Below are 16,171 nucleotides of genomic sequence, written 5' to 3'. Positions count from 1 at the left end.
GAACAAAAAAAGAATAATAAACAGCTAGACTCTATCTGTTTTTTAGATTGTATTGTTATCGGTACATTTCTGGCAGCTAATCGATACAAAAGCACAAATTTACCTCACAAAGGAGTGATAAATGCGCATAGATGTTGATGCATTTAAGGTTTTACAAGTATTAGTCGAAGAGGGAAGTTTCGCTAAAGCATCTGAGCGTTTACATAAAGCGCAATCTGCGGTGAGTTACCAAGTCAAAAAGTTAGAGCAACATTTGGGGGTAAGTTTATTTAATCGCGATCAATATCGTGCAGAGCTAACCCCTGAAGGCCGAGTTATTTTGGCTGAGGGGCAACGTTTATTGCAACATTTGGCCAATATTGAGCATCTTGCTAGCCGTTTTAGTGAAGGCTGGGAGCCCAAACTTGAACTGGTGATCGACGGGGCGTTGCCGATGGAACCTATCATGACGGCGCTCAAACGTATGGCTGAACATAAAGTACCGACTAAAATTCAACTAAATATGGAATTTTTAGGCGGTGTGCAACATAGGTTTGAGCGAGAGGGCGCCGATTTAATGTTAGTAAAAGACTATTTGACAGGGCCAAACTATCATCCTAAAGCCTTACCCACTATTACCAGTCTACTTGTTGCTAGTTGCCATCACCCCTTAGTTAAGCAAAGTCAGATAAGTTTAACTGAGCTACAACAGCATGTGGAATTGACCATTGAAGATTCGTCCCCACAGCGTTTAGTGCGTGATGAAATGCAATTTGGTGGCGACAAGGTGTTTTATCTATCAGGGTTTATCATGAAAAAAAATGCTTTACTGAAAGGCCTTGGCTTTGGTTGGATGCCAGCTTTTTTGATCCATGAAGAGTTAAATTCAGGCGAATTAAAATCGGTCGATTTTGTTGGCGGTAATACATTCAGCTTTACGCCTCAATTAGTGTCAACCTTAGAAAGACCATTAGGGCGAGCAGGGCAACTATTTACCGAGTTGATTTTAGATGAGTTTACTCGTTTTGAATTGCACACTTCCAAAGAGATTAATACCACAGGGCTTGGATAATATTTTCTATAAACGATTAATGTGCCAACAGAGATTTGATAGAGTCGGTCATTACTTTTATGCTAAATTCATTGAGAATGAGATTAACTAACAGTCCAAGGAGTGACAAATGAGCAAGCGATGCCACGAAGTAGATTATGAAATTATCGGCTCAAGTATGCAATTAGTTGAGGTGGAGCTCGATCCACATGAAACTGTGATAGCAGAAGCGGGCGCGATGAATTACATGGAACAAGATATCACTTTTGAGGCTAAAATGGGCGACGGCTCTGAACCTGAGTCTGGATTTTTCGGTAAGTTACTTGGCGCTGGTAAGCGGGCGTTTTCCGGTGAAAGTATTTTCATGACTCACTTTACTAATGATGGGCACAGTAAGCGTAAAGTGGCTTTTGCAGCTCCTTATCCAGGTAGTGTTTTAGCGGTCGATTTATCTCAGCATAATGGTGAGCTTATCTGTCAAAAAGACAGTTTTTTAGCTGCAGCACTGGGCACAAACGTTACCATGAAATTTAATCGTCGTTTAGGAGCAGGTTTTTTCGGCGGGGAAGGTTTCATATTACAAAGTTTGAAAGGTGACGGTATGGTATTCATTCATGCAGGTGGCACCTTAATTAGAAAAGAGCTTCATGGAGAGTCATTGAGGGTTGATACTGGATGTATAGTCGCGTTTTCTCCTGGAATTGATTACGACATTCAACGAGCCGGTTCGCTTAAGTCTATGGTATTTGGCGGTGAAGGGTTGTTTTTAGCTACTCTACAAGGGCACGGAACCGTTTGGCTACAATCGTTACCATTCTCTCGTATGGCTGATCGTATTATCGCCCATGCACCTACTACTGGCGGTACATCAAAAGGTGAAGATTAATAATCTATTAATTAATCAATTTTATAGTGTTTAAAAATATCAATTATCCAAGATTATTCGTAAATTCAAGTAAGAGTGCTTACTCAATATAAGGTAAGCATTTTGATTTTTATAAAGGTAAAACTTTATGAGTAATAATCTGAATATATTTACTCTTCAAGCCCTACTACAAAGTGATAGTATGTATTTGAATTCAGATTCTTTGACTGGTTGAACACTTAATCTTGCACCTTTTGCCACTAACACCATATTAGCTAATTCCATGTCAGCTTTAAGTTGTTTCAGGCTTATCTGATTAACAAACTTCTCAATAAATGATATTTCAACCTCAACCCAGCGAGGTTTCAAAGGATCAGATTTAGGATCAAAATACGGTGATGAGCTATCAAAAGCACTTAGATCAGGCTGTGAAGATTGGCTTACTTTAACGAGTCCTACAATTGCAGGCTCTTTGCAGCTTGAATGATAAAAGAGCACTAAATCATTGACGCGTACTTGATCTCGTAGGAAATTCCTGGCTTGATAATTTCTAATCCCTTGCCAAGCTGATTTTTGTCCACTGCACCTTTGTAAATCATCTATACTGAAGTCATCAGGTTCAGACTTCATTAACCAATATTTCATATATCACACCAAGTAGTCATTTTGTACTATTATCAGAACAAGAATATATATAAATAAGACTCTGATGGTAGCTTTTTGATACCACTATCGACAAGGTTTTCTATATGATTTTTATCTCAAGAGTAACGTTATGGAGATGGAGTGATGTTAATGTTATCTAATGGCATAAGAAACCAGCATTTATACATATTTTTGTCGCTATTTATATCTAGTGCTGGTGTATCAGACACTCTTGAATTATCAACGCTAGACTGGCCACCGTTTAGTGGAGCTGAGTTGACTGAAAAAGGTATTGCTACTCGTATAGTTAAACATGCTATTGCTTATGACAACCATCAATTAAAAGTCACAGTTGTTCCTTGGGTTCGTGCTATTAGAATGGTAAAAACGGGGGCTAAAATAGGCTATTTCCCTGAATACATTAATGTTACAAATGAGTTTATTTTTTCTCAGTCTTTAGGCGCAAGTCCGATAGGTTTATTGGAGCTTAAAAATAACCCGATTGTTTGGGATACATTTACTGATTTAAATAAATATGTATTAGGCGTGGTAAAGGGGTATGTAAACACAGACGAGATAGACACTATGATTGCTAATGGTGAGCAAAAATACGAAGAGGCCATGAATGAAAAGCAGAATATATTAAAATTAGCAGCCGGACGTATTGATACAATTGTAATCGATTTAAATGTTTATCAATACTTAAAAAGTGATCCAAAAATTGAAAAAATATCACATCTACTGCAAATCAATAATAAAATCCTTGACTCTAAGAGCTTGCATGTTGCATTAGCAAATAATAAAGAGGGTGAAAGGTGGCTTAAAATAATTAACGATGGCTTATCAAAATTTGAACCTCAAATAATGCTGGATGCTTATTTACAAGAAATAAATAAGCATCCCTAATGTTAATACTGTTCGTTTGGTACCACAGTTTGGCCGATAGGGGTTAGACTTAATAATGCCAGTTTAAGGTGCTGAATGCCAAATGGAATACCAATAATCGTCACAAAACACGCTAGCGCATGAGCTAAATGACCTATCGCTAACCAAATTCCAAAAAACACAAACCAAACAATATTACCGATTAATCCTATGGTACCAGTTCCTAGATCTTCAACACCCGTTAAGTGTTTTCGGTTGACACTTTGCTGGCCGAATGGCCAAAACGCCATCTCACCAATGACGAAACAAGCCCGTCCAAAGGGAATACCAATAATACTAATAAAACATAGTAGCCCCGCAAGCCACCAGGCTAGACCCATTATAAATCCACCTAAAATAAACCATGCAATATTAAAAACTAGTCTAAAAATAGCCATATCTTTTTCCTTTTACAACTGAAATATGAGATTAATATTGATATCTAAGCAGGGAATGTGCCAAGGCTTAAGATATTGATCTAAATGGTTAAATTGATTTTTATTTGGATGAAGTAAACTAAGAATTAAGATTTAGACTAAAAATGAGTGATTTTAACTAATTTTAGTTACAATGACCCTAATCAATTTTAATGGTGTTATAAATGCTAAGTCATAGTCCAACAGATACAATTAATTTTGCAGGAAGACAAATATTCGTCAAGCGCGATGATAAATTACACCCTGATTTTAGTGGTAATAAAGCCCGAAAATTTTATCATTTCCTTATCAATGACTTTCCTAAAGTGACACGAATAGTGGGATCGGGTTCGGCTCAAGCAAATTCATTATATTCGCTATCGGTATTGGCAAAAATGAAAGGCTGGCAGCTAGATTATTATGTAAGTCATATTAGTGCTTATATAAAGTCACAATTACAAGCTACGCCTGCTATTGTGTCAAATTTTACTCAAGCCCATCATAACGGTGCCAATATTATCCAAGTTGATTGGGACCAAGCTGAACTCAGTGGCTGCAAGCATTTGGATGAGGTAATAAACATATTTAGGCCTGAATACCTAAATCGATATTCTGAGCAACAAATACTGTTTATTCCTGAGGGGGGAGATGTGAATATGCTAAAACTGGTATCTACCAGCTTGGTTGTGAAATTATAGATTGGGCTAAAGGACAAAATATATCCGCTCTTTCAGTATATCTTCCATCTGGCACAGGTACGACAGCAGTTTTTCTGCAACAGTATTTTATAAAAAAATGCCAAAAGGAAATAATTGATATTAAGGTGTTAACTTGCAGCACTGTTGGCGGTGATACATATTTAGCAAATCAATTTTGTGAATTAAACCCAGATAAAACCCAGCATCCCACTATTATTAATGATGGTAATAAGTATCACTTTGGTAAGTTGTATTTGCCCTTATTTGAGTTGTGGAACGATGTGCTAAAAACAAGTGGAATAGAGTTCGATTTATTATACGACCCTATTGGCTTGAGCGTGTTGAAGCGCTACATAGAAGCGAATCAATGCCAAGATAGGCAAGTTTTATATATTCATCAAGGCGGTTTGTTAGGGAATGCAACTATGCTACCCAGATATACACGTAAGCTTGCTAATAGATAACTGATTGCTATATGCAGTATGTAGAGGGATTAATATTGAATATATATTTTATAGAATAACACTCTATCTACAACTGCATTGCAACATAATAATGTCGTTATACAGATATATAAAAGTTAACTTCATTAATTGAAGTTGTGGATAAGAGTTTTTTGAATGTGTGATAAAGAGATTTTATCAGTTTGCCCTGTTGTTAATAAACGCCCGGTAAATGAGAGGAGAATACCGTTAGCCAGGTTTATTAAATAACAGAGCAAATGATTTACGCCTAAGCGTAGGGGATGTACTTATTACTTATTCGAACTAATCAGCCATTTCATAAAGTTTACGGCTTCAATGCGTTTTGAAAAAGTTGTTTTGTTTTTACCTTGTGAATCGGTAAAAGCAATTGAGTTTTTGTTTGATGAAATAGAATTAACAGGAAAGTTAACTGTAATTTCGTGTCCGTTAAATTGGTATGACATTATCATACTCCTTATAATTTATGCTCACCCTTAGGTGATGTAAGTTTTAACAATATAATTCCCTTAATATTTTTCGTGTTGCGAAAGATTTAAGTTACTAGATTAAGTTACCTTATCAATCTTACACTAATCAAGTCTTTATGTGAGAAATATGTAAAAAATATGTAAAAAATCTTAATTATTAATTAAAGGTTGTTTTACAATTAACTCAATTATTTAATGTGTAGATAATACATCAAATGCTTGACAGTGATAGTTGACCATAGGTTTATGACAAGCCCATTACAATGAGAATAAATATATTAATGGATACTAATTGTGTATCAACATAGATAAAATCAAAGGCGCTTGTGGTGGTTTACAAAGGAAGTTGAGCAGACTTACGATAGGTAAACAGATAAACAAAGTAATTAAACTTTAATGATAATATATGTAAAATACCTGTTTGGCAATAGATATTACTTATTTATTACCAAACAGCACAATCACAAAAATTATCTGTAATAAGCATCACAGTTAAGCTCAACACCCCACCTTAATAAATCAACTCACCAATAGGGTTTAACAGTTTGCTAAAACCTTTAGTAAAATACAATGGTGCGTCAACTATGGTGTAGCATAAACAACCTGACATTGTTTTAGGAGAATGTTCATGGTTCTCATCAAGTAGCATGAAGTCTCCTGGCTTATAACTGTTGAACTTATCACTAAATTCACCTGCTAATAGTAACGTTAGCTCAGAACCTTTATGGGTATGTTCAGGAATTTCACCGTCTGCAGCTATGTGTAATAAGCTGGCCCTTGCTTTATCTTCACCTGTATTTAAGCGCAGGCGGCTGACTTTACCAATACCCTGCCACTGAGCGTTAATCTGATGTCTAAATGCTCTTGGTAAAGTATAAGACTCACCTTTAACTGATACTTCAAACGTACCCTTGTCTACTGGGCGATGTGGTGTTGAATCAAGTTCATCCAGTGTGCTATCCAACATTTTTTCTAACAACAAATCCATGTCTATATCTGTTGTCGAATCGTTGCTGAAACTATCAATGTTAAACGCTTCAACGGTTTGCTCATTGGTTAATAGTGATAAAGATTTGTGGCAAATATCACAAAGTTCGGCATGGGCTGAAACCGCCAATGACATTGATAGCGGTAGTTCTCCCTTAATATGAAGTAGTAATAATTGTTCGTTAGGATGATAATTAATCATAATGTTTCTCCATAAAGCCTTTTAACTTCTCTAAACCTAAGCGTAATCTTGATTTAACTGTACCTATAGGTATCTCGAGTTTGTCTGCCAATTCTTGCTGTGTCATTTCTTGCATGTATATGCCCTGTACAACTTCACGTTGTAAAGGAGGTAATTCGTTAACGTGAAGTAACAGAGTGCCTGTAAGCTTAAAATCATCTTCGTTATTTTCAGCATCATCTGACTCGAAAAGTGGCCAAATGTCATCACCAAATGAATCTTCACGGTTGTGCTGCACTTTTCTGAGCATATCGAAGCATTGGTTACGCATGATTGTAAAAATCCAGGTGCTAACAGCGGCTTTATCGGGATTGTATAAATGCGCTTTAGTCCACACTCTGGTCATGGTTTCTTGAACCAAATCCATTGCTAATCCCTGCTGATGTAATCGTTGATTACCAAAAGCATTAATTTTTGAGCCAAAGTGGCTGAATAACTTAGCAAATGATGCTTTACACCGCACGTTAGCCACTTTTAACATCAACGCTGCTAACTGTTCCGCATCGTGCTCTTTACTATTAGACAAATTTATTACACCGTTTCGTTTTGCAATACTTGCCTTATCATAACGATTTTGTGCACTTTGTGATTGAAAATTTTCCATTATCTTCACTCGCGTCTTTTTTGTGGGCCGGTTATGTACTTTTATACGCTCGATAAATGAATTGGATCACTTTTAAACCAAATAAATAAAAAAATAGTTTTCCATGTGTAGCATGCAATTACAACACATTTACAATAACTCGAATTAATTTTTAACAGATTAAATAGTCTATTGATCAATCCGCATAGTAATAAGGTTAACTGATTATATCTGCGAGAAATGTTTGTGCCATATGATGGTCGTGACTATTGATACAGCGGTACTTTTCGGCAGCACTTATGGGAATTATTTCTAACCATCGCTGACAGACCCATGATATATCTTGAAAATTTTCTTGCTGATAGTGGGCTAAGTGAGCAGGGTATTCTCTAAGTATATCTTTAAGAGTGTCACTGAGTATCTTGTCACGCTGCTGAAGCTTATCTGGCTTATTTTTCGAATTTAATGCATTAATTTGTGACTCAGGCCAATCTTCAATGAGTGAAACCTTAGCGCGTTTCAATCCATCTTGTTCGACGCTAACATCTTTAATAATAAATTTTTGCTCACCGCGGATACTTATACCCAAAAGACCATCATTGAGTGTTTCAAAGTCAATGATTTTGCATAACGTGCCTATAGGAAGTATCTCCTTTTTATCATCACTGAGCATGCATAGTCCAAATCCCACTCCTGTTTTGAGCGACTCGGTGACTAAACGTTTGTATCGAGCTTCAAAAATGCGCAACTGACTATACCCTTGAGGTAATATACAGATCGGCAAAGGAAAAATTGGAATTATCATAACCAGCCTTTATATGAACAATGTAAACTGACAATTTATACGAACTTAATAGGTAATTGATCACATTCGTTTTGTCGTTTTATTCAAATTTGATAGACGTTAACAGTGTGAATAGGCTCGTTGTGTGTCTGCAGCAGTTTTTCTTGATGAGCATTAGTCGTTTTCTAATTATCATGTTGGCATCTTTTAACTTTAATGTTTTGCACGCTTGATGTTACACCTTTAAAAACAGAAGCTTTTGCCATTTGTTGATAATATTTTTGTTAAATTTTAATTAAACAGAAGTGAGCTATAATCTCATTATTAGGAAAAAAATAGCTTAGATACTAAATCTAGTCATCAGAGAGTCATCTTTTTGCTGATTTATGTTTATAATGATAAATATGATGTGCAGTGCCTAGCATAATTAGTCACGACTTGTATTTATAGATTGGTGGTAGGTTTAATGAAGAAAGTGCTCGATAGTGTTGATCAACGTACTAATCTAGTGGGTGAGAACCGCTTGGAGTTATTGCTGTTTCGAATTAACTCAACTCAGCTATTTGCAATTAACGTATTTAAAGTCAAAGAAGTCGTCAAAGTGCCATCGTTAAGCGCTCTTCCTGGCAGTAATAACAGTATCGCTGGAGTTGCTAACATTAGAGGCACTTCTATACCTGTGATTAATTTACGTGGCGCTATTGGTTTTTCTCCTTTACCAATTACCGATGACTGTAATTTAATTATTACTGAGTATAATCGCAGTATACAAGGTTTCTTGGTTGGTAAAGTGGAACATATTGTTAACTTGACCTGGGGAGACATTATGCCACCGCCTAAAATGGCAGGTAAAAACAATTATCTAACTGCAATAACTCGGTTAGAGGACCAAGGTCAATCCCGCTTAGTATCGATTATTGATGTAGAGAAAGTCCTCGCTGAAATTATTAACTATGATATTCGGTTATCGGATGGTGTTTTGGATGAGGCTTTAGCCCCGCAAATGCCTGGTCGTAAAATATTAATTGTTGATGATTCAAGTACTGCCAGAAGACAGGTCAGAGAAACACTCAGTCAGCTGGGTATTGAAATTATTGAAGCGTCAGACGGGTTGCAGGCGTTGAACTTACTTAAGTCCTGGGCGGATAATGGCCAAAATGTCGCTACTGAATTATTAATGATGATAACGGATGCTGAAATGCCAGAGATGGATGGCTATAAGCTCACTTCTGAAGTGCGTGCAGATCCTCGAATGGCTTCGTTATTTATCACATTAAATACGTCTTTGAGCGGCAGCTTTAATAATGCAATGGTTGAAAAGGTTGGCTGCGATGCTTTTATTTCGAAATTTCAGCCTGACTTATTAGTAACAGGTGTTCAAAATAGGTTAAGAGATATTCTGGGGTAAACTTTCAAATGGCTCATTACGAGCCTATGACTAATATAGTTTAAATAGGCTTTTTCTGATTTTCTAATGCACTAATCTCAGCCTCTATCAGTGCAGCTTCTGCTGTAATCATAGAATAAGATTTAATATCACCATTGCGCTGCGCGTGCATCGCTTTTTCAAGTTTTGACTCATAAAGTTTAGTGAGTTTTTTTATCGGGTCTTGTCTGAATAATGAGAACATTTTAATCACTTGTATGTGGATAATACTAATTTATACGATAGAACATTGTTTTTGGTTTCGTTGGATTTAAGATTATTTCCCATAACGAGAAGCTTCGGCTATTTTACGGCAAATTATTAGTGCTAACTATTGGTTTTTCTCTTGAAACGATGTTTATAGTAAGTCAAATTCTGCGAAACTGTTAGTCTGTAATTTAGCGGTCTAAATCTTCAAGTAGTTCTTGTAGAATTTTTTGTTGCATACTTTTAGTCACGCCAATATTAAGTCTGGCGAGCTTGATTGCATGACCAAATTGATCTTTACCTAAATAAGTCACCAACTGCTTTAAAAACTCTTCATCTAACGCCAATACTTGACAGTAATGCTTAATGCCTTGATTTAGGTTGTTGAATTGTAAGCCATCAAATTCGAAGCCTAAGGTATTAGTTCCTGCAAACAAGGGGTCATCTTCAAAGTGATTATCATCAATACTTAGCGCCCAGCCTAAAGCATTGATTCTTTTTTGAGCAATCTTGAACATCATCCAAGCGCTCTTTTTAAAGCCCCCAAAAATTCTACAATCAAATTCAGATTCTGCTAATTCTTGTTCGGTCCAATTAATGCCAATTGCCAAATCCTTATGGTAACGCTTCATTAACTGATCTTTAACCGCTTCACGACAATCCCAGATAGAGGTTAATAAGTGCTTTTGTGCCAGCAACTTACATTCTTGACATGCTGGGACGGTTAATGATGGGTGAGGAGTATGCGCCATACGCCAATAAGGCAACTCTGCATGGCAGGGTTCATCACAAAACCAACACATGTGGCGTTTATCGAAAGGAATGTCGACCATAGTAGGGTTTGTCATATTGGATACTTAAGCAAAAGGTAATGGGCAAATGCACTGAGATGAATATCCCAGTGCAAGTAACAATAATTAATCTTTTTCGATATCAACTAAGCTTTTTGCTAATACAATTGGGTCTATTTCAAAACACTCTTGATCGCTTTCCCAGTTAACACCCACTAAAACGCCATCATCATTTAAGTCGCCAACCCAATACTCAAGAAAGTCGACCAAAGTGATACTAACCGCTGTGTATTCAGCCCATTCTTCGGTGCAATGACTTTTGGCAGTAGTTTCTGACGACCACAGTGGCATAACATCAGTTTCTTCAAACTCAGATGAATCACACACAACCCATCCTTCGCCTGTTTCGTCCTGAAGACCCCAAACGATTTGGTGTTTTTTTACACTTTCGATGAAGCTAGTTAACGTCGGGTTTTGTTCGGTCATGATCATTCTCATTAAGTGAAGTTAAAAACGGTTTCATTATACTGAATACCTACTTTAGCTCAAGTTGGTTATGCCTAATGCTGATGGCTATTTCAGCTAACACACTTTTTATATCGTAAATCGGTCTTTTTAAGGTTATTAAGCGCTTGTGAAGTTGATAGCAATCAGTCACGATATTCACACAATCTTATTTGTTATTATTTGGGTACTACTTGAATCTTATGCGCGTTAATTTATCCATTACAGCATTATTATTAAGCGTCAGTTTCTCTCATTCAGCTATAGCCAGTGCTGATTTTTCACAATGTGTGAGTCAATTACAGTTAAAAGCAAAGCAACAGGGTATTTCACAGCAAACAATTGATACTACGGTGGCTAACTTAAGCTTCATTCCTAGGGTGATTGAGCTCGATAATCAGCAGCCTGAGTTTACCACCACATTTAAAGATTATTATGACAAGCGTGTAACCGATTGGCGCATCAAAGAGGGACGTAAACTCTATGCACAGCACGGCCAGTTATTGAGGCAGTTAACCACTAAATATGGTGTTCCGGGTCAGTATATTGTTGCCTTCTGGGGGCTTGAAACTAACTATGGAAGCTATAAAGGGAATATGTCAGTGCTTAACTCATTAGCTACTTTGGCATGCGACCCTCGACGCAGCGAATATTTTACCCAGGAGTTGATGCAAGCTTTAACCTTAAAAGAGCGCTATCAATTTGCTGATAAAGATATGGTTGGCTCATGGGCGGGGGCAATGGGGCATACCCAGTTTATGCCAACTAATTATCTTAAGTATGCAGTTGATGGCGATGGCGATGGCAGAGCAGATTTATGGAATAGTACCGCAGATGCATTAACCTCTGCGGCCAACTTTCTGCAACAATTAGGTTGGAAAGCCAATGAGCGTTGGGGACGGGAAGTACAGTTACCGAAAAATTATGATTTTGCCTATATGGGCAGTAAGGATACAAAATTATTGATTGATTGGGCTGGGCTAAACATAAAGCAAACAAGTGGCAAGCCGTTATCAACACCTGACATGCAAGCTGCATTGTATGTGCCTGCAGGCCATACAGGACCAGCCTTTTTAGGTTATGAAAACTTTAATGTGATAATGCGCTGGAATCGTTCTGAATTTTACGCTATTGCGGTGGGTAAACTAGCCGATCAAATTAATGGTGGCGCTGGTATTTCTCATCCTTTACCAAATCATCCCCGTTTAAACCGAGAAATGGTTCAACAGTTGCAACAAAAACTGACTGATGAGGGTTTTGATGTGGGTAAACCAGATGGTATTTTAGGTCGAAACTCTGTAACAGGATTACAAGCTTATCAGCGTAAACATGGTTTAATAGCGGATGGTTATCCAGATAATGCTACATTTGAGAAGTTAGGCATAAGCTTAAACAAATTGCCGACCCCATAAGCATTTGTTAAGCTCTTGCGACTTTTTTAATAGCCGTTAACTGTATAATCGACAGTTGACGCAAATACAGATTAATTTTAAGGATACGTAATGAGCATTAAAGACAATATGGTTGTGCAGTTTAATTACACCCTGCGCGATGAAAAAGGCGAAGTGCTTGAATCAAATGAAGGCCGCGATCCGATAGCTTACCTTCATGGCAACGACAACATGATGCCTGGTATTGAAGATGCTATTACCGGTAAAGCAATTGGTGACAAGTTTACTGTCACGCCTCCGGCAGCTGACACCTATGGTGAACGTCAAGAAGGAGCTGAGCAACGCGTCTCTGTTAAGCATTTATCAGGTGCTAAAGTATGGAAGCCAGGTATGGCTGCTATCGTTAATTCTGATCAAGGTCAACGTCAAGTGACCATAGTTAAAGTAGGTAAGTTTATGGCTACAGTGGATGTTAATCATCCATTAGCGGGCCGTGAATTAACCTTTGATATTGAAGTCGTTGGTGCACGCGATGCAACTGATGAAGAAATCGCCCATGGTCATGCCCATGGTGCCGGTGGTCATCAGCATTAATTAGCCGTTTCGATCCCAGGTCTACAATAGACTTGGGATAAACCTTTATTAAGTACCTATATGATCCTCGAATTTTCCCAAGGTAAGCTCATCATTACCCCTAATGAAATACAATGTCGTCTTTTTGAAAATCATATTATTCTCAGCGCAGTTGTCGATGATATAAGTTGTTTTCATCATGGATTAGTCATAGCGGCTGATGCTGGTACAGTGAAATGGACAATTAAACTGGATAATCCACAACAGTTTGAACAATTGTTACAAGAAACCGGTATTCACGCTCAATAATATTCAAAGTTCACCACATACAAATAGATAAGGAATCACATGACTCAATCATCTCTAGAAGCCATTGTCGTTGAACCTAGCAATAAGGCTTCATCTTGTGTTATCTGGTTACATGGTTTAGGTGATTCAGGTGCCGGTTTTGCTCCTGTAGTACCTGTTTTAGGGTTACCTGGCGATCATGCTATTCGGTTTGTTTTCCCACATGCACCAGAACAAGCGGTAACCATTAATGGGGGTTATATCATGCGTTCATGGTATGACATCAAAAGCATGGACTTACATGATCGTGCAGATATCGCAGGTGTGCAGGCATCAGAGCTACAAATAAAACGTCTCATTGAGCAACAGATTGCAGCGGGTATTCCAGCAAACAAAATAGTGTTGGCTGGTTTTAGCCAAGGTGGTGTGATGAGTTTGTTCACTGGGTTACGCTTTGAGCAATCTTTAGCCGGAATTATGGCTTTATCCTGTTATTTACCCGGTGGCGAGCATTTACCGGAACAACTTGCCCAGGCAAATAAACACACACCAATCTTGCAAAATCATGGTGAACAAGATGAAGTAGTGCCATTATTTGCTGGCAAAATGGCATACGATGCCTTGAATAATGCGGGTTATAATAGCGTTTGGAAAACCTATTCAATGGCGCACAGTGTTTTGCCTACACAGTTATCTGAAATAGGTCAATGGTTGAAAAAAGTATTGAATTAATCTTTACCACACAACTGTCAGAACTGTTCTCTATGCGAGACAATGGTGCATTGTTGGGTTGTATATAAAATAATCTTTGTTTATAAAGGCTTAACTTCATTATTGGGTTAAGCCTTTATTGTTTACTGCATAGGTATAAATTTGATAGGGTTGCCCTGTTCTTTATTTACGACAGTTTTTCATGTAACTCATTGTTAAGATTGCACTAAATGTCATTGTTTTGTCATAAAGTTGTCACGTGTATCCCTCATTGTTTGGTATCATTTTAAGGTGAATTTAAAGTTCGCTTATTTATACAAATAAATACAAGATAAATAATAAATGGGGTTACATATGTCTAAAGTGTTAATAAAAGGAATGCTGGCATCAGCTGTGTTAGTTGCATTAATGGGCTGTAATAGTGACGACGATGCAAAAGTGCCTACCACCTGCGCAGAAGCTGGAGCAGATTGTAAAATATTTACCGTTCTTCATACCAATGATAACCATGGTCGCTTCTGGGAAAATACTAGTGGTGAATACGGTATGGCAGCGCGCAAAGCCTTAATCGATCAAATTCGTGCTGAAGTGAGTGCTAATGGCGGTGAAAGTATACTGTTATCTGGCGGCGATATTAACACCGGCGTACCTGAATCAGACTTACAAGATGCCGTTCCTGATTTTATTGGCATGAACGAAATTCGTTATGACGCCATGGCAGTGGGTAATCATGAATTTGATAACCCATTAGCAGTATTAGATTCACAACGCTCTATCGCTAACTTTCCAATGCTAGCGGCCAATATCTATCATGCTGATGGCACTACACGTTATTTTGAACCCTACAAAATATTCGACGTTAATGGCGTACGCATTGCCGTTATTGGTTTAACAACTAAAGATACTGAGAAGTTAGGTAACCCAGAATACATTCAGGATATCAAGTTTACCGATCCAACCACAGAAGTGGCAAAAGTCATTGCTGAAATTAAAGCGAACGATAGTGCAGATTTAATTTTTGCCACTACCCATATGGGACATTATGCCGATGGCAAACATGGCAGCAACGCCCCAGGTGATGTTGAAATGGCAAGAGCACTTGCTGCAGGTGATTTACAGGCAGTAATTGGTGGGCATTCACAAAACCCAGTGTGTATGGAACCTGGCACGAATGAATACGCTGATTTCAAACCTGGCGATGACTGTGCGCCTGATATGCAAAATGGCACTTACATCATGCAAGCCCATGAGTGGGGCAAGTATGTGGGACGTGCAGATTTTGAATACTTCAATGGTAAATTGAACCTTGCTAGCTATAAGTTGATCCCAGTTAACTTGAAGAAAACAGTTGAAGATGCTGAAGGTAAAAAAACCACAGTATTTATTGGTGAAGAAATTGTACCTGATGCAGATTTAAAGCAATTACTGTCTTATTATCAAGCAAAAGGTCAAGGTCAATTAGGCGAAGTGATTGCTGAAACTGACGCTAAACTTGAAGGCGATCGCGCTATTGTACGTGGTGAGCAAACTAACCTAGGTCGTTTAATTGCAGAAGCACAGCGTACTAAAGTTAATGCCGATTTTTCTGTAATGAACTCAGGCGGTGTACGTGCATCAATTGCAGCGGGTGAAATCTCGTATCGTGACGTATTAACCGTACAGCCGTTTGGCAATATGGTTACCTTAAACACACTCACAGGTGCACAAGTGTCTGAATACTTAGCTACAGTGGCGACATTCCAACGTGGTTCAGGTGCTTATGCACAAATTACTGGCGTTAAAATGACTGTCGACTGTGCAGCAAGCAGTGTTGATATCAGTGAAATCAATGGTGAAACGTATGCTGCCGATGGTAGCTACACCTTCACTGTACCAAGCTATAATGCTGCAGGTGGTGATGGTTATCCAAAACTTGAGTCAGTACAAACAGGCTATGTTGATGCTGAGGTGCTTTATACTTACTTTAAAGATAAAAGCATGATTGTTGCTGCTGATTTCGCACCAGTAGGTGATATTGTTTACACTAACTCTAATAGTGTTTTAGGTTGTCAGTTAAACTAATTCTCAACAGACATTAACATTTGCAAGATGAAATTGTTAATGCATAAAAGACAGCTAAGTTAGCTGTCTTTTTTTTAGTATTTTTTATTTTCCC

At 37.8% G+C, this 16,171-nt stretch carries 18 protein-coding genes and 1 pseudogene; 10 read left to right on the top strand and 9 right to left on the bottom strand.

The window, feature by feature from the left end; all coding sequences use genetic code 11:
- The first annotated feature begins 121 nt into the window (after window positions 1-121).
- Both ACRWP9_RS12075 and ACRWP9_RS12070 read left to right on the top strand, forming a co-directional pair.
- Window positions 122-1,051, top strand: a complete 930-nt coding sequence (locus ACRWP9_RS12075) for a LysR family transcriptional regulator (RefSeq protein ID WP_434926207.1) — start codon at window positions 122-124, stop codon at window positions 1,049-1,051.
- A gap of 109 nt (window positions 1,052-1,160) precedes the next feature.
- Window positions 1,161-1,916: a TIGR00266 family protein gene (locus ACRWP9_RS12070; RefSeq protein WP_434926206.1), complete on the top strand. Its 756-nt coding sequence runs from the start codon at window positions 1,161-1,163 to the stop codon at window positions 1,914-1,916.
- A gap of 156 nt (window positions 1,917-2,072) precedes the next feature.
- On the opposite strand, the gene ACRWP9_RS12065 is transcribed toward ACRWP9_RS12070, so the two are convergent.
- Complete coding sequence (locus ACRWP9_RS12065; protein ID WP_434926205.1) at window positions 2,073-2,540, bottom strand: EVE domain-containing protein; 468 nt, start codon at window positions 2,538-2,540, stop codon at window positions 2,073-2,075.
- A 144-nt stretch (window positions 2,541-2,684) separates the two neighbouring features.
- Between ACRWP9_RS12065 and ACRWP9_RS12060 the strand changes: the two genes are divergently transcribed.
- Window positions 2,685-3,446, top strand: coding sequence for a substrate-binding periplasmic protein (locus ACRWP9_RS12060; protein WP_434926204.1), 762 nt, complete (start codon window positions 2,685-2,687; stop codon window positions 3,444-3,446).
- Window positions 3,447-3,448: 2 nt separating this feature from the next.
- Here the strand turns inward: ACRWP9_RS12060 and ACRWP9_RS12055 are convergent, their stop codons facing one another.
- Window positions 3,449-3,862, bottom strand: coding sequence for a YccF domain-containing protein (locus tag ACRWP9_RS12055; RefSeq protein WP_434926203.1), 414 nt, complete (start codon window positions 3,860-3,862; stop codon window positions 3,449-3,451).
- 203 nt (window positions 3,863-4,065) lie between these two features.
- Here ACRWP9_RS12055 and ACRWP9_RS12050 point away from each other — a divergent pair.
- A pseudogene (locus ACRWP9_RS12050) lies at window positions 4,066-5,042 on the top strand (1-aminocyclopropane-1-carboxylate deaminase/D-cysteine desulfhydrase).
- A gap of 290 nt (window positions 5,043-5,332) precedes the next feature.
- Here the strand turns inward: ACRWP9_RS12050 and ACRWP9_RS12045 are convergent.
- The 4 genes from ACRWP9_RS12045 to ACRWP9_RS12030 form a co-directional block, all read right to left on the bottom strand.
- Complete coding sequence (locus tag ACRWP9_RS12045) at window positions 5,333-5,506, bottom strand: hypothetical protein (protein WP_226415678.1); 174 nt, start codon at window positions 5,504-5,506, stop codon at window positions 5,333-5,335.
- A gap of 535 nt (window positions 5,507-6,041) precedes the next feature.
- Entirely contained in the window at window positions 6,042-6,719 is a 678-nt protein-coding gene (locus ACRWP9_RS12040) for a ChrR family anti-sigma-E factor (RefSeq protein ID WP_434926202.1), read from the bottom strand.
- Entirely contained in the window at window positions 6,712-7,362 is a 651-nt protein-coding gene (locus tag ACRWP9_RS12035) for a sigma-70 family RNA polymerase sigma factor (protein WP_434926201.1), read from the bottom strand. Before ACRWP9_RS12035 ends, ACRWP9_RS12040 begins: the two co-directional genes overlap by 8 nt.
- 196 nt (window positions 7,363-7,558) lie before the next feature.
- Entirely contained in the window at window positions 7,559-8,146 is a 588-nt protein-coding gene (locus tag ACRWP9_RS12030; RefSeq protein ID WP_434926200.1) for an LON peptidase substrate-binding domain-containing protein, read from the bottom strand.
- A 445-nt stretch (window positions 8,147-8,591) separates the two neighbouring features.
- Between ACRWP9_RS12030 and ACRWP9_RS12025 the strand changes: the two genes are divergently transcribed.
- Window positions 8,592-9,533: a chemotaxis protein CheV gene (locus ACRWP9_RS12025; RefSeq protein ID WP_226415682.1), complete on the top strand. Its 942-nt coding sequence runs from the start codon at window positions 8,592-8,594 to the stop codon at window positions 9,531-9,533.
- A gap of 40 nt (window positions 9,534-9,573) precedes the next feature.
- On the opposite strand, the gene ACRWP9_RS12020 is transcribed toward ACRWP9_RS12025, so the two are convergent.
- From ACRWP9_RS12020 to ACRWP9_RS12010, 3 genes are all read right to left on the bottom strand, one after another.
- On the bottom strand, window positions 9,574-9,756 hold the full coding sequence (locus ACRWP9_RS12020) for a DUF6435 family protein (protein WP_434926199.1): 183 nt from the start codon (window positions 9,754-9,756) through the stop codon (window positions 9,574-9,576).
- A gap of 193 nt (window positions 9,757-9,949) precedes the next feature.
- Complete coding sequence (locus ACRWP9_RS12015) at window positions 9,950-10,606, bottom strand: hypothetical protein (protein WP_434926198.1); 657 nt, start codon at window positions 10,604-10,606, stop codon at window positions 9,950-9,952.
- Window positions 10,607-10,675: 69 nt separating this feature from the next.
- Window positions 10,676-11,035, bottom strand: coding sequence for a DUF2750 domain-containing protein (locus tag ACRWP9_RS12010; protein WP_434926197.1), 360 nt, complete (start codon window positions 11,033-11,035; stop codon window positions 10,676-10,678).
- Window positions 11,036-11,256: 221 nt separating this feature from the next.
- On the opposite strand from ACRWP9_RS12010, the gene ACRWP9_RS12005 reads away from it, so the two are divergent.
- The 5 genes from ACRWP9_RS12005 to ushA all read left to right on the top strand — a co-directional run bounded on the left by ACRWP9_RS12005 (window position 11,257) and on the right by ushA (window position 16,077).
- A complete protein-coding gene (locus ACRWP9_RS12005; RefSeq protein ID WP_434929049.1) occupies window positions 11,257-12,465 on the top strand; it encodes a lytic murein transglycosylase in 1,209 nt (402 codons plus the stop codon).
- 90 nt (window positions 12,466-12,555) lie between these two features.
- The gene (locus ACRWP9_RS12000; RefSeq protein ID WP_226415689.1) at window positions 12,556-13,038 is read left to right on the top strand and encodes an FKBP-type peptidyl-prolyl cis-trans isomerase; all 483 of its coding nucleotides are present in this window, start codon (window positions 12,556-12,558) and stop codon (window positions 13,036-13,038) included.
- 60 nt (window positions 13,039-13,098) lie between these two features.
- Entirely contained in the window at window positions 13,099-13,326 is a 228-nt protein-coding gene (locus tag ACRWP9_RS11995) for a DUF3389 domain-containing protein (RefSeq protein ID WP_226415690.1), read from the top strand.
- Window positions 13,327-13,365: 39 nt separating this feature from the next.
- On the top strand, window positions 13,366-14,037 hold the full coding sequence (locus ACRWP9_RS11990) for an alpha/beta hydrolase (RefSeq protein ID WP_434926196.1): 672 nt from the start codon (window positions 13,366-13,368) through the stop codon (window positions 14,035-14,037).
- Between the two features lie 333 nt (window positions 14,038-14,370).
- A complete protein-coding gene (ushA, locus tag ACRWP9_RS11985; RefSeq protein WP_434926195.1) occupies window positions 14,371-16,077 on the top strand; it encodes a bifunctional UDP-sugar hydrolase/5'-nucleotidase UshA in 1,707 nt (568 codons plus the stop codon).
- The last annotated feature ends 94 nt before the right edge of the window (window positions 16,078-16,171 follow it).

The organism is Shewanella sp. HL-SH2 (genome assembly GCF_051164935.1).
Taxonomy (GTDB): domain Bacteria; phylum Pseudomonadota; class Gammaproteobacteria; order Enterobacterales; family Shewanellaceae; genus Shewanella; species Shewanella glacialimarina.
The sequence above is the reverse complement of the archived record's forward strand: the minus strand, read 5'-3'. Positions and strand labels throughout refer to the sequence as shown.

Excerpts from the sequence above, each read along its gene's own strand:
- ACRWP9_RS12075 (WP_434926207.1), top strand. The coding sequence starts at position 122 with ATGCGCATAGATGTTGATGCATTTAAGGTTTTACAAGTATTAGTCGAA.
- ACRWP9_RS12070 (WP_434926206.1), top strand. The coding sequence starts at position 1,161 with ATGAGCAAGCGATGCCACGAAGTAGATTATGAAATTATCGGCTCAAGT.
- ACRWP9_RS12065 (WP_434926205.1), bottom strand. The coding sequence starts at position 2,540 with ATGAAATATTGGTTAATGAAGTCTGAACCTGATGACTTCAGTATAGAT.
- ACRWP9_RS12060 (WP_434926204.1), top strand. The coding sequence starts at position 2,685 with ATGTTAATGTTATCTAATGGCATAAGAAACCAGCATTTATACATATTT.
- ACRWP9_RS12055 (WP_434926203.1), bottom strand. The coding sequence starts at position 3,862 with ATGGCTATTTTTAGACTAGTTTTTAATATTGCATGGTTTATTTTAGGT.
- ACRWP9_RS12045 (WP_226415678.1), bottom strand. The coding sequence starts at position 5,506 with ATGTCATACCAATTTAACGGACACGAAATTACAGTTAACTTTCCTGTT.
- ACRWP9_RS12040 (WP_434926202.1), bottom strand. The coding sequence starts at position 6,719 with ATGATTAATTATCATCCTAACGAACAATTATTACTACTTCATATTAAG.
- ACRWP9_RS12035 (WP_434926201.1), bottom strand. The coding sequence starts at position 7,362 with ATGGAAAATTTTCAATCACAAAGTGCACAAAATCGTTATGATAAGGCA.
- ACRWP9_RS12030 (WP_434926200.1), bottom strand. The coding sequence starts at position 8,146 with ATGATAATTCCAATTTTTCCTTTGCCGATCTGTATATTACCTCAAGGG.
- ACRWP9_RS12025 (WP_226415682.1), top strand. The coding sequence starts at position 8,592 with ATGAAGAAAGTGCTCGATAGTGTTGATCAACGTACTAATCTAGTGGGT.
- ACRWP9_RS12020 (WP_434926199.1), bottom strand. The coding sequence starts at position 9,756 with ATGTTCTCATTATTCAGACAAGACCCGATAAAAAAACTCACTAAACTT.
- ACRWP9_RS12015 (WP_434926198.1), bottom strand. The coding sequence starts at position 10,606 with ATGACAAACCCTACTATGGTCGACATTCCTTTCGATAAACGCCACATG.
- ACRWP9_RS12010 (WP_434926197.1), bottom strand. The coding sequence starts at position 11,035 with ATGACCGAACAAAACCCGACGTTAACTAGCTTCATCGAAAGTGTAAAA.
- ACRWP9_RS12005 (WP_434929049.1), top strand. The coding sequence starts at position 11,257 with ATGCGCGTTAATTTATCCATTACAGCATTATTATTAAGCGTCAGTTTC.
- ACRWP9_RS12000 (WP_226415689.1), top strand. The coding sequence starts at position 12,556 with ATGAGCATTAAAGACAATATGGTTGTGCAGTTTAATTACACCCTGCGC.
- ACRWP9_RS11995 (WP_226415690.1), top strand. The coding sequence starts at position 13,099 with ATGATCCTCGAATTTTCCCAAGGTAAGCTCATCATTACCCCTAATGAA.
- ACRWP9_RS11990 (WP_434926196.1), top strand. The coding sequence starts at position 13,366 with ATGACTCAATCATCTCTAGAAGCCATTGTCGTTGAACCTAGCAATAAG.
- ushA (WP_434926195.1), top strand. The coding sequence starts at position 14,371 with ATGTCTAAAGTGTTAATAAAAGGAATGCTGGCATCAGCTGTGTTAGTT.